The organism is Vibrio sp. R15-SG3-ISO1A (assembly GCF_059833955.1).
This window is the reverse complement of sequence record NZ_JCBDGH010000030.1, coordinates 88269-100933: the sequence shown is the minus strand read 5'-3', so window position 1 is coordinate 100933 and position 12665 is coordinate 88269. Positions and strand designations below refer to the sequence as shown.

Here is a 12665-nt window from a genome sequence, read left to right as displayed (position 1 = left end):
CAAGACTTCATTAGTGAGATATATGTCACAATAATGATTCTCATTTATAGGAATGTAAGCGATGCAAAGCCCGATAACGTTAGAAGCCTTACACATATTGGACGCGATTGATCGAAGAGGAAGCTTTGCGGCCGCCGCGAATGAATTGGATAAAGCGCCATCATCTTTGAGCTATCAAATTCAGAAACTCGAGCAAGACCTCGATATCACCATCTTTGATCGCTCTGGGCACAAAGCGAATTTCACTGAGGCAGGCAAACTGATTCTCGAACGAGGTAGGGCCATATTGGCGGCGACAGAGAAACTCGTCAATGACGCCAGTGTTATAGCCAATGGGTGGGAGCTCGATATTACACTCGCGTTCGATGGCATCATTCCTGTTCACAACTTTTTCCCCCTTGTCGATGCGCTTGGCAATGTCAGTTCAACTCGAGTCAAACTGCAAGAAGAGATTTTAGCCGGCAGTTGGGAGGCATTGAGTACGGGTCGAGCTGACCTGTTAGTGTGTCCGAAACTGGATGCGCTTCCCCATGACGTTAAGGCTGAAATATTAGGGGAAATGAAAATGATTTGGGTCGCGGCCAGTGATCACTACGTACACAAACGTTCAGGCGCATTTAATGAATCAGCGCGTGAGAAGTATCGTGTTATTGCGATTGCGGATACGGCAAGAGAGCAACCGGCAATCAGCATCAATGTGATGCAGCGCCAACCGCGTTTAACCGTCACGACCTTTGCTGCCAAAGTCGATGCTCTGCGCAGTGGTCTAGGCATAGGAACGCTTCCCGCCGAACTGGCGCAAAGCTTGATTGAAAAAGGGGAGCTCAAACAGATCACCGATACCGAACCTGTCACCATCGACATCGTCTTAGCTTGGAAGCGCAATAAAATGGGCGAAGCCAAGTCTTGGTGCATCCAATACCTGAAGAAAAACTGGAAGACTCTGGCAAAAATCTAATATCAACTCACGGATTTCAACACTTGGCTCCTTAATTCAAGGGTAACACCATATCCGCGACGCCATCTTCAAACTGAATATCAAGGGTGAAGCCCAGTTTTTGCGCCAGCATTAGCATACCGCGGTTGGTGGGCATGGTCATACCGGACATTTGCTTGGTGCCCTTATGGTGGCAGTAATCAATGATCTTTTTCATCAACACCTTACCTAAACCGATCCCCTTAAGATCGGAACGGATCAAAATCGCGAACTCGGCGTCGGTGTTGTCATGGTTAATTAGTGCGCGTGACACGCCAATGATTTGCGGCTGACCTTGCTCTTCACGCACTGCGACAAAAGCCATCTCTCGGTCATAGTCAATTTGCGTTAGATTCGCTAGCGCTTCATGATTAAATTCGCCCACATCCGTAAAGAAGCGTTTGTAGAGATCCTCCTTGCTGACGTTGTGAATAAAATCCGCATGAAGCGGCTCATCTTCAGGCAAGATTGGACGAAGGAGTAGGGAGTCACCGTTTTTCAATGTAATCGACTCTTCATACTCTACTGGATACGGTCGAATGGCCAAACGCTGCTGGGCGTCGCCTTGATAGCGTCGTAATGTAAGATCCGCATCGAGGATAGTAAATTGTGAGCCATTTGCTAGTACTGGATGTATATCCAGCTCATGAATTTGAGGGCAATCCACCACTAATTGAGACAAACGAACTAAAAACTCAGAGAGCCCTTGTATGTTCATCGGTTCTGGGAGTTTTTGCAGACGTATCTTGCCATTTTTAATCGCAATGACGATAAGATAACGCGCCAACGCCATATTCAACGGCGGTAAAGCGGCGGCCGCGTCGATGGCCTCGTCCCATTCGGAGCCACCCTGACCGATAAGAATTACTGGTCCGAAGGTCTTGTCATGTTTAATCTTAATACGAATCTCTTCACCGCCGGCCAATTTCGCCATGCCCTGCACAATCAAACCATGAACATTGGCGGAAGGGTAGGAAAGCTGCGTTCGGTCCAGTATCGCTTGCGACGCATTTGCCACCTCTTGACTATTTCTGAGATTAAGCATTACACCTTGTACATCGGATTTATGCGCAATGTCAGGTGAGCGAAGCTTTACCGCAACAGGATAGCCAATGCTTTCGGCGATATGCACAGCTTCACTCGCATCGGACGCAAGCCATGTCGGCAGCACATTGAACCCATAGTGCTTGAGTAATGTCCCTATTTGATGAGTATCGAGGTGGCGAACGTCATGTTGCTCTAAGCGCTCATTGATCCATACTTTTGCTTCATTTCTATCATTGATCTCGATAGGTTCTGCGGTGGTTGGGGTTTCCATCAGCTGTTTTTGATTTCGTCTGTACTCGACCAAATGCATGAAGGCCACCACAGCGCTCTCCGGAGTACGATAGGTAGGAATGCCCGCTTGGGTAAACAGCAATCGCGCGGGTTTGGCGGTTAACTCGCCAGACCAATTCGTCAAAATGTTGAAACGTCGATGACGAGGATGAGCTCTGACCGCTTCGACAATCGCTCGTGCGGTCTGCTCCGACTCCGCCACGGCTGAGGGACTGTGCATAATCAAAATGGCGTCCGCACAATCTGTATCCATCAAAGCGTTAAGCGTATTCACATAGCGCAAATGGTCTGCGTCGCCAACCATGTCAATGGGGTTACTTTGGCTCCAGCTGGGCGGCAACGCGGAGCTTAAACGCAACATGGTTTCTTCAGACAACTGCGCAAGTTTGCCGCCACGTTCGAGCAGCGTATCCACCGCCATAATCGCGGGACCACCGCCATTGGTAATGATGGCCAATCGTTCGCCGCGCAAAGGGACGGAGTGAGTCAACGTCTCAACGGCTGCAAACAGTTCATGTGAATTATTGACGCGCAGCATACCAGTACGTCGAATCGCCGAATCATATATAATATCAAGCGTGTCATCGCCGCCAGTGTGTGCTTTTGCAGCGGCACGTCCGGCTTTTGTTCGCCCACCTTTGAGCACCAGTATGCGGCGGTTACGTGACGCCGCACGCGCGGCAGAAAGAAACTGTCTGGCATCTTTGATGGTATCGACATAGAGCAAGATCGCGTCGGTGTTGGTGTCAGTGCTGAGGTGATCGAGAAGATCGGCAAAATCGACATCGCTGGCATTGCCAATCGAAATAAATGCGGAAAATCCGATGTCTTTGTCGTTGGCCCAGTCCAAAATAGTGGTACACATAGCTGCAGACTGGGAAATGAACGCGATTTTGCCTTTTTGCGCCATCACCGGGGAAAACGAAGCATTAAAATTGTGCCAAGGAAGGATGAGTCCCAAACTATTAGGACCGAGCAGGCGCATGCCAGCGGCCCGCGCTATCTCTAAACAGCGTGATTGATGAGTGATACCATCTTGGTCAGGGAGGTGCATGTCCGCCGAAAGAATGATCGCGGCCTTGACTTGTTTGTCGGCAAGCTGACGTATCAGCTCAACATTGTGCTTCGCACTAGTACATAAAATCGCGACGTCCGGTACAATCGGCAGCGAGTCAATCGTCGGGTAGGCGAGCACGCCACACACAGAGGAATAACGAGGTGTGACAGGCATGATTGCGCCCTCAAACCCACCTTGTAGTAAGTTTTTCATCACGATGTTGCCCGCTCTCATCGGTCGCGAAGAGGCGCCGATGACGGCGACTGACGAGGGCTTGAGTAACGCAGCGATACTGGACATAACGTGACACTCCTTGAATCTAACTCTGTTTATGGTATCCGAGGTTAGACCCATTCGCTGCGTGAGTTTGACGTAGTTTTAATCAGATCACTGTGTTGCTCACTGACTTTGTGTCATGTGTCACAAGAGTCTTGGTATATAATTTCATTGTTGGGTTGATTATACGATTATCTAACGGCATGATTTACAGTAATTTCTAGTTTAAGGCATTCGAACATCCCATGAAAAAAATCGCAATAGTAGGCCTGTCCGTCGTTCTCTCCGCTTGTGTATCCAGTGATTACGTCACCGATGTCAGCTCAGAGAGCTACCGTGAAGATTACCAAACGGCATCTGTCGCCAAACCTGTCGTCTCTGAGCAGGGCATGGCAAAAGATGTGACCGAAAGTAACGTCAAGCCTAATGTTGTGAAAATGTCACCAGAATCTAGCAAGCAAGTGGTGAAAAAGCAGCCACAAAGCAAGCCTGCTGTTGCAATCATACCGCCGACAGCTAAACAGAAAGCGATGAATCCACGTTTTGGTTTTACGATTCAAGTCGCGGCCGTAGGGTCACAAACGAAAGTTGACCAGTTTGCTCGACAACTACCTCAAGGTGATCAACCGATTTGGGAAAACTACAAAGTCGTGAACGGCACAAAGTGGTACACCGTACTTTATGGGGATTATGCGACGCGTGCGGATGCCAAAAAAGCAGTGAGTGAATTACCAGCCGAACTGCAAGCACTCAAGCCATTTGTTAAGAGCATCGATGATATTAAGAACTCTCAGTACCCGACGCTCAACAAACTAAACTGATAGAATGAAAGGGGCCAAGCGCCCCTTTTTCATGACTCTTCTTATTATCCGCTTAGAAATTCAACAACTAACCAACTAACTCGATATGAATAGACGAAAAACGTGTAAACGCTCCCGAGTTTTCATTAAGATCGGATAAGCCTCTTTGTTGCATTACGGAAAGACCATCAATGACGACCAACATCTTATTACTCTGTGGCGGCGGCTCATCTGAGCACGAAGTCTCACTCGTTTCAGCCAATTACCTGCAAGAACAACTTACCTTGACGGATGGGTTTAACGTCGTACGCGTTGAAATGCGCTCTGATGGCTGGCATACCGAAGATGATGAGTTAGTCTATCTCGATACCAATGCAGGCACCTTAAATACCGCAACAGATGCCATCACGCTCGATTTTGTCGTCCCGTGCATACACGGTTACCCTGGGGAGACGGGTGATATTCAATCAATGCTCGAGCTATCAGGGATTCCTTATCTAGGCTGTGGACCTGAGGCGAGCACCAACAGCTTCAATAAGATCACCTCTAAGCTTTGGTACGACGCATTAGGCATCCCCAACACACCTTACTTGTTTCTCACAGAAAACACCGAAGAGACTTATCAGCAGAGTAAGCAAGCCTTTGAAAACTGGGGTAGTGTGTTTGTCAAAGCGGCGAGACAGGGCTCTTCCGTTGGTTGTTACAAGGTCACTAATATCGATCAGTTGCGTACGGCGATTGCAGACGCGTTCACATTTTCCGATCAAGTGCTGGTCGAAAAAGCCGTGAAGCCACGAGAACTTGAAGTGGCGGCCTACGAAATGGATGGCCAACTGCACATTACCTTACCCGGTGAAGTTAAGGCGCCTGCTGATGCCTTTTATAGCTACGAAGAAAAATACAGTGCAACGAGCCATTCCACAACGGACATCGTCGCGTCTAATCTCACCGAGCAGCAACAACAGATGATTCGACTCAACGCTGAAAAGGTCTTTACCCATATGAAGCTGCGTCACCTCTCTAGGATCGATTTCTTTTTGACACAAGAGGGTGAGCTTTACCTCAATGAAGTCAACACCTTCCCTGGGATGACCCCAATCTCAATGTTCCCTAAGATGGTGGTCAACGACGGTGTGCCATTTCATCAGTTTCTCGCCAACTGCGTGACAACGTCACTCAATCAATAGGGCGGATCACTTTATATTTGAGCCTTTCTTGCGCTGCTCGCACTGTATTACCAACATAGTAATAGGGCATAGCAGCGCTCTTCCAACGACCGTAAGTCTGAATCTCACGCGTGTTTATACCTTGTTTAGCTAACTCAATCGCTCCACCTACACGCAAAGACTGACCAGAAAAATCAAGTGCCAAGCCAAGCTTGTCACTCGCTGAGCGCATGATTCGGTATATTGAGGAGTCATCCAAAGGTGCGGTACCAAACCGACCATGTTTGTCTATTGCGACAAAAAGAGGACCGGGAGCCACACCACGTAAAATCAACCAACGATTAAGCTTGTCTGTCGCACCTTTACTCAATCGATAACACTCATTACCCAAGCTCAAAATCCCCTGCGATGACTCAATCGTCACATTGCCAACGTTAAGCGATTTGAGCTCTGAACGTTTTAACAAACACTCAAACATCACGTGGTAAATCGCTAGATTTCGAACATCGATTGGCGTATTCGAGCGCTCAAGCTTATCAGTCAGTGTATCGAGCGAGGATTTAGTAAAGGCATGGCTTGATGTCGCATCCCCACGCTTTTCGTTGCTAAGTTCAGACATCAAGCGCCTAACAGAGTGGGTGTTGACGGGATCGTCGTAGCCCAATATGCGGTGCATCAAACTTATGGTGACACTGTAACGACGAATGGAGGCGTACTTTCTGTTTCTCGATTCCGACTGCAGAAATAACCGTACTGCCGTCGAGGCGGCTGGCAGCGCGACAACATGGTGACTAAGACAAAAGTTGTAGAAACGATTCCAATCATTACTCATCGCCAAGACGGAATTGTGCGAGTATTGCCCATCGGTAACAAGGTTAAGGTCTTGAATTGTCGTCTGTTTGTTGAGTGCACGAGTCAATGTTTGTCTCATGCTGTTATCGGTCACTATTCGAACATTTTTTCTCATGGATTCACTATAAAAACGCACAAACTCATATCGAGATACTTGATAAACAAGGAATTACAATTATCATTAATTTAACTCATAACTAAGACAATACATACTATGCCAGTAGCGACTTATCGAGGTTTTAACCTTAAAACTGCCGGGAACTCTACAGAGATTTGGCAAGTGCAAATCAAAAATCACCAACTGCAAGGCAGTATGGCGGCGGTGAAGAAGAGCATTGATTGGTTTTGTGACACTGCGACCATTATCGATCCCCGCGAATTCAGTTCCATCAACTCGAAACGTGAAGGTTCAGGCCAGCCCGCACAAGAGAATTTTAATGGTTTCACCCTAAAGAATGATACAGGCGAACCCAACGCTTGGTATTGTTTTTTCAATGGCAGGTTACTTAAGGGCGGAAAACTTGCCATTCAGAAGCACATAGAGGCATACTTGGTCGCGAAACAAAAAGCAGAGCAACAGAAGAAGTAATATGTCTTTAGTGTATTCAACAGAAGTTGGCCGAATTAAGCCAGATGAAGAGAAAGTACAACGCCCAAAAGGCGACGGTATTGTGCGTATTCAACGTCAAACCAAAGGCCGCAAAGGCAAAGGCGTGAGTATTGTCACTGGCCTTGATTTGGATGACGCGCCATTGAAACTCCTCGCAGCAGAACTTAAGAAAGTGTGTGGCTGCGGCGGTTCAGTTAAAGATGGCAACATTGAGATCCAAGGCGACGCGCGAGATAAAATCAAAGCCCATCTAGAAAAGAAAGGCTTTACGGTAAAGCTCGCTGGCGGTTAATGCTAAGTAATAAGCGGTTTGGTAATCGCAGATTAACAAACTGATTATTAGGTATTTTATGGTAAATTAAGTTATGTTTAATGAATGCTGTATTTAACCGTAAAGATCGAATAGGGAGCGTGGCTCCCTATATTTGAACAACCATATTTAACATAAGATAGATAATACGCACTCATTAACACGTTGAAATAGGTCATCTGAGCTAAGGCTAAATACTGCATAAGCACTTGATACGCTTGTAATTCCTAGCCCGTTATACTTTTTTGCGATCTGGCTCCACAGCGTTTGCGCTTCGTGCGACTTGGCTTTATCAGCCGCCAAGTAAACCAACACCATTTCTTTGTCCGCACAAACTTTCTCTGTTGGCGATACTGTGCGCGACTTAAAAACGGCGCTAACCAAAACACCTCTAGTCGGACCTTGTAGTCCTCACAAAATCACCCGCTTTTAACTCTCGTTATCTTAATTACATTAATTAGATTAAGTTTACGTGACCGCGTCACTTCACTCTCGTATCCAAACCATCCGTCCAATTTATAGGTGACTGTAAATGACAAGGCGACATCATTGGTCAAAGCCGGCAACAGTGACGGCATCACCCGTCAGCATGATTAACTACCAATAGTAAGCGCTTACACCGATCGGCTTTCAGTTGTGTAATTAAATTACACCATGAAGTAAAAATAAGTTAGCGGCAGAATAATAAACCAACATAAACCATTGTAATTAATAAACTTAATCTTGATGTTATTGCTTTCGACATGACTTTCAGTTTCTGTAACCACTTTGTTTTAGGCAAAAAAAAGAGAGCCATTGGCTCTCTCAAGGTGGGTTATTGTTTGTTTTTTGCTGCGGCTTTGCGTATGTCATCGGCAACGACTTTTATCGCCTGCGCGGTACTCATCCCGCTTGCCATTAGCTCTTGAATCCGCTCTACGGCTTTTTGCTGCTCTTCGTGTGTCAGGGGTGGTAAATCATCAAACATAAAAAAGGCTCCTTTTTATAGGAGCCCGACTATAGTACGAATCATTCGAGGTGGCTAGCGCTACCCTCGCCTTTAGTAACTGCCTAAGAAATTAATAAAGGCGCCCATAGAATCTTCATTGGTGTAGCTTGCACCAATATCGAGTTGAAACAGGTTCAATGGCGATATACCTATACCTGCTGTCAACGTGTCATCTTGATTGTCATACGCAAGATTGCGTTTCCATCCAGCTCGTAGTTTTAACTGACGCATGATATCAATTTCGCCACCAATTCTGAGCATTTGTGTATTGTCTTCAAAGTCAGTGTAACGTTTGTCTTCATTGAGGTCGTAGTCAACACTGATTGTCGCGTAGTCAGCAACTAAACCAAAACCGACGGTGTATTGCGGTCCTAGTTGATATTGATACGTACGCCCAGACGTAGTCGCTTTCGTTTCGATGTCACGGCTGATCAAGTTAGTCGCGGAGATACCCGCGCGTAACGGACCATGGAACCACAGGAAACCTGCATCCATATTGAACATGGTTTCGCCAGTTCCGTTTTCACGTACGTCTGTTATATCGTAGTCAGCTAGAGATGCTTCATACACGTATGTGTAAATACGCTGCAGTTTTGGTGAGACACCAAACGCAATGTGTTGTCCGAGAAATGTCTGATATTTAGCTAGAGAGATACCCGCTTCCGCAACTCCGATAGAAACAGCACTAACAGAGCTATTTTGCGCATTTTCTAAAATACGTTGCTCCTCTGTGCCTGCTGTACTATCCGTTGCAATATCAGGAGTTGCGTATGACTCGGTGTATAACTTGCCGAAAACATTGGCAGCGATAAAGCTATTCGGAATTGCAAACGCTACAACGCCACCCATTTCCAACTTAGCTTGATCACCTTGCAGATCATCAAGCGCTTGTCCTAACTCGTTAATTCTACTAGGGTCATTGGTCTCTAATAGGTCCGCCACTGTATCAAGATCATTCACCATATTATCTTGATCACTATACGAGAGACCAAAAGAAGGCACGATCATCCCGACATCATCATTGCGACGGTAAATAGCGGTAAGCGCGGGATTGTAGAACGGTGCAGTGAGAAAATTGGCGGATACCACCCCTACGCCACCCATGGCATCACCACGTGCTTCAATGGCGTAGTTGGCGGCAGAGGCTGACGTGGCAGTCAGAGCAATAGACAGGCTCAAGAATTTAATTTTATTATCCATAGCGATATAAATCTTTTCAGTTCCATTCATTTATATCGTCTTATTGTCTATGAACTTTAACTATTCCTCTACAGAAACATCATAGGTTTTGCTGATAATTTGGGATTGTTCAACAATTATTGGCCCTTGCCAACGTTGTTGATTGATGGAAACGGCCAACACGTAACGACCTGCTGGTACCACATTCGGTTTCAGCGCAGTCGGAAAATCGGAAACATGTACCTCTGTCCAAATTTGGTTATATTTGCCATCCACATAGTCGTAAATCCCCGTTTCTAGCTTAGGTAATGGGCAGTGCGGGTTGAGTAATGCGGTGCGATCGATACTCCACTCATCCTTTGATTTCCAACGAACATCAATCGCAGCATTGGGCTCGCCAAGCAACACCCAAGCACTCCAAGAGGATTGATCGGCGGCAGTGACGTCCAATCGATAGAGTCCCATAGGTAAACGACTGTTCAAGTTGTATCGCTTAATGTATTTACTCAGGCCACTTTCGTTACCCGGTAACTTAGTCAAAGTGTTGTCAGTGGATATATTACGAGATACCCACTGGGTTAATGCGATATCTCGAATGGGCTTTTCTGAATCCACTTCGACGATGGCTCGAAACGCATCGCGCCCAGGGCTTTCAATGTTAGTACGGCGGATGACAACCGAGGATATCCAGGTGGGCGTGGGATTGGTATCTAGGCCTTTTCCACAGTCCACTTCAAGCGATTGAAGGAGTAACGAATTGAGGTGGCTTGATAAATTTGAGGTTGATTCGAGTTGCCAAACTTCCACCAATGAAGAAAACATACCCGACAAGTTATTGTTGAGTAGATGCTTATGAGCTTGAGTCAACGGTGTGTTGTCCTCAAACCAAGGCGCGGTATCGCTGAGTGCAGGTGCACTCGCAATGAGTGCACCCCATAAGAGGGCCCGTATCTTCATGTTAGGCTTTCATTTTGTATCCAACACCGCGCAAGGTCTCGATTTCTAGACCTGGGAGTTTTTGACGTAGCTGCAATACATGTGTGTCAACCGTACGTGTGGTAGGAAAATGATTGTATCCCCAAACATGATCGAGCAGTTCGTCGCGAGTAAACACGCGGCCTAAGTTACTGGCTAGGAACAACAAGAGATCAAACTCTGTACGTGTTAAGGTGATGGATTCCTCTTTGTAGAACACTTCACGGGTCGCTTTGTCGATCACCAAGTCGCTGGTCGTCACTTTGGAGTCATCTTGAGCTTCGGCGTCCGGAGAGCGCAACTGCGCACGAATTCGAGCAAATAGCTCCGCTTCAGCGAAAGGTTTGGTTAAATAGTCATTCGCACCGGCATCTAAACCTGTGACTTTGTCTTTTACCGTTACCAGAGCCGTCAATAAGATCACTGGAACATCTTTGATTTTTTTCCAATCGGTTAAGTGCGCTACAGAATCACCATCAGGCAATTGGCGATCAAGGACCACCAAGTCTGCTTTATCCCAGTACTGTGCCACGTCCGCAATGGTTTCAGAGTGAAAACATTCGTAACCTGCTTGTTCAAGGCTAACTAGTAGGCCGTCAGCTAAATTTTTGTCGTCTTCAACGAGAAGCAGTGTCTGTTTCACAGGGTATCTCCAATATAAATGTTGTCGGTGGGCCGATGAGGTTCATAGTTCCGCCCATACGTCCGACCATCGATTCAACTATGGTTAATCCTAAGCCCAGGCCGCTTTTGCTCACAAAGGGTTTGCGCAAATTGCGCCAATCTTTATGGGTTAACTGGCCTTGGTCTTTGACCTTTAGCGTAATCATGTCCACTGAGGTTTCAACCTCAAGTTGAACAGGAGCAACGCCATATTTAATGGCATTGCGGATTAAGTTGTCGATGCAAGTCCCTAGCCAGTAGACATTGAGCTTTGCCGCGACATCTTGGTTAATTAAGAACTCAACTTTGTCGCCAAATTCTTCTTCTAATTTGAACTCAAGCCACTCGCTGACAGATGGTACCCAATCTGCGGCCAATGGTTTGTTATCTGATTGCAAATAATCTTTACTGGCTTCGGCCAGTTGGCGCAATCGCCTAGAATCTTCACATAATCGACGAAATTCGTCGTACACTGACTCTGGCAGCTTTTCAAACTCACGACGAAAGCCTTCAACCGTCAAGGATAAACTAGCGATTGGCGTGCGCAGTTCGTGCGTCAAGATCTGCAAAATCAGCATACGACTTTTCATTTCTTGGCGCTTGGTGTTCCAGCGATACGTCAACCAACCCAGTACCAGCAAAATGTTCGCGACCACTAAAACTGCCATGCTAATTCGTAAGATCTCTGATTGATCTTCAATATCCCAACACAAATTGCCCCGCTGTGCGAAACAGCGTACCGCCGTGGATTTCGGCTCTACTTTTAGACCACTCTGATCGACATAGGTTTTCCAAACATTGTCTGGATACACCAAATATTCATCATTATTGCGAAGCCAGAGTGCATTTCGATCCAAAAACATGCTGGATCCTGCCAATAGTGCCAACATGGCAGACTCATCCATTCGCTGCAATCGCCCTAATAAGGTCGTTTCTGGATCGAGCGGACGCTCTTTGATGTGCATGTATTGCGATAGCTCATCCAGTTTTTCCGGATGCAGTGCAACGTAACGACTTGCGTAGGTTCCGCCGCCAGGATGGATAAGCGCACTGCGCGCAAACCACTTGGTGCTCACGGTATTCCCTTTACATACAGAACGGGTAAACACCAACGGCTCCGTCACTAAAGGGCTCAGAGGGAGCTTACCTGTACAGTCTCTTGCGAGATCATACAAGCGCTGAATATCTTTGAGAGGATAATACGCCGTTTGCGGCAACATAGATTCAGGCGTAAGCAGACGTGTGGGGTAATCAGCCTGTAGTACGCGAATATCGTAACTCACTACCGCCTCAGAGCGGTCAAACATATCAATAAATGTGTCGATACGCTCAGGCAAAGAGTTCGCTAACGCCCCCTTCGTGGCCAGAGTTATCAAAGCAGTTATCAGTATGTTTACGGGTTTAATCACTGTAAAAATTCATTAAATCAGTAAGTTAGAAATAGAATAAACCATTATGACAAAAATAGACATTTC

Annotated in this window: 13 protein-coding genes; 5 read left to right on the top strand and 8 right to left on the bottom strand. The window is 46.5% G+C overall.

Going from position 1 to position 12665, the window contains the following annotated elements; genetic code table 11:
• Positions 1 to 61 precede the first annotated feature (61 nt).
• Entirely contained in the window at positions 62 to 958 is an 897-nt protein-coding gene (locus tag AC6R0L_RS03720) for a LysR family transcriptional regulator (protein ID WP_500628267.1), read from the top strand.
• Positions 959 to 989: 31 nt separating this feature from the next.
• Here AC6R0L_RS03720 and AC6R0L_RS03715 read toward each other — a convergent pair whose 3' ends face one another.
• Positions 990 to 3671: a bifunctional acetate--CoA ligase family protein/GNAT family N-acetyltransferase gene (locus AC6R0L_RS03715; protein ID WP_500628266.1), complete on the bottom strand. Its 2682-nt coding sequence runs from the start codon at positions 3669 to 3671 to the stop codon at positions 990 to 992.
• Between the two features lie 221 nt (positions 3672 to 3892).
• On the opposite strand from AC6R0L_RS03715, the gene AC6R0L_RS03710 reads away from it, so the two are divergent.
• Together AC6R0L_RS03710 and AC6R0L_RS03705 are read left to right on the top strand one after the other, a co-directional pair.
• The gene (locus tag AC6R0L_RS03710; protein WP_334551873.1) at positions 3893 to 4468 is read left to right on the top strand and encodes an SPOR domain-containing protein; all 576 of its coding nucleotides are present in this window, start codon (positions 3893 to 3895) and stop codon (positions 4466 to 4468) included.
• Positions 4469 to 4638: 170 nt separating this feature from the next.
• Positions 4639 to 5634 (top strand): D-alanine--D-alanine ligase, encoded by a 996-nt coding sequence (locus tag AC6R0L_RS03705; protein WP_487901499.1) that lies wholly within the window; start codon positions 4639 to 4641, stop codon positions 5632 to 5634.
• Here the strand turns inward: AC6R0L_RS03705 and AC6R0L_RS03700 are convergent.
• Complete coding sequence (locus AC6R0L_RS03700) at positions 5624 to 6544, bottom strand: tyrosine-type recombinase/integrase (RefSeq protein WP_500628265.1); 921 nt, start codon at positions 6542 to 6544, stop codon at positions 5624 to 5626. The two genes, AC6R0L_RS03705 and AC6R0L_RS03700, sit on opposite strands and share 11 nt — an antisense overlap.
• A 135-nt stretch (positions 6545 to 6679) precedes the next feature.
• On the opposite strand from AC6R0L_RS03700, the gene AC6R0L_RS03695 reads away from it, so the two are divergent.
• On the top strand, positions 6680 to 7054 hold the full coding sequence (locus AC6R0L_RS03695) for a DUF3319 domain-containing protein (RefSeq protein ID WP_487901497.1): 375 nt from the start codon (positions 6680 to 6682) through the stop codon (positions 7052 to 7054).
• A 1-nt stretch (position 7055) separates the two neighbouring features.
• Entirely contained in the window at positions 7056 to 7367 is a 312-nt protein-coding gene (gene yciH / locus AC6R0L_RS03690) for a stress response translation initiation inhibitor YciH (RefSeq protein WP_500628264.1), read from the top strand.
• A gap of 147 nt (positions 7368 to 7514) precedes the next feature.
• Here the strand turns inward: yciH and AC6R0L_RS03685 are convergent, their stop codons facing one another.
• The 6 genes from AC6R0L_RS03685 to vxrA all read right to left on the bottom strand — a co-directional run bounded on the left by AC6R0L_RS03685 (position 7515) and on the right by vxrA (position 12575).
• Positions 7515 to 7703: a DUF3693 domain-containing protein gene (locus tag AC6R0L_RS03685; RefSeq protein ID WP_500628397.1), complete on the bottom strand. Its 189-nt coding sequence runs from the start codon at positions 7701 to 7703 to the stop codon at positions 7515 to 7517.
• 496 nt (positions 7704 to 8199) lie between these two features.
• Positions 8200 to 8352 carry a YoaH family protein gene (locus AC6R0L_RS03680; protein WP_487901495.1) on the bottom strand — a complete coding sequence of 51 codons (153 nt, stop codon included), beginning with the start codon at positions 8350 to 8352 and terminating at the stop codon, positions 8200 to 8202.
• Between the two features lie 72 nt (positions 8353 to 8424).
• The gene (locus tag AC6R0L_RS03675; RefSeq protein WP_500628396.1) at positions 8425 to 9573 is read right to left on the bottom strand and encodes a conjugal transfer protein TraF; all 1149 of its coding nucleotides are present in this window, start codon (positions 9571 to 9573) and stop codon (positions 8425 to 8427) included.
• Positions 9574 to 9633: 60 nt separating this feature from the next.
• Entirely contained in the window at positions 9634 to 10509 is an 876-nt protein-coding gene (locus AC6R0L_RS03670) for a DUF2861 family protein (RefSeq protein WP_334551880.1), read from the bottom strand.
• Position 10510: 1 nt separating this feature from the next.
• The gene (vxrB, locus tag AC6R0L_RS03665) at positions 10511 to 11170 is read right to left on the bottom strand and encodes a response regulator transcription factor VxrB (RefSeq protein ID WP_334551881.1); all 660 of its coding nucleotides are present in this window, start codon (positions 11168 to 11170) and stop codon (positions 10511 to 10513) included.
• On the bottom strand, positions 11145 to 12575 hold the full coding sequence (gene vxrA / locus AC6R0L_RS03660) for a sensor histidine kinase VxrA (protein WP_500628395.1): 1431 nt from the start codon (positions 12573 to 12575) through the stop codon (positions 11145 to 11147). The genes vxrB and vxrA overlap by 26 nt, the downstream gene beginning before the upstream one ends.
• Positions 12576 to 12665 lie beyond the last annotated feature (90 nt).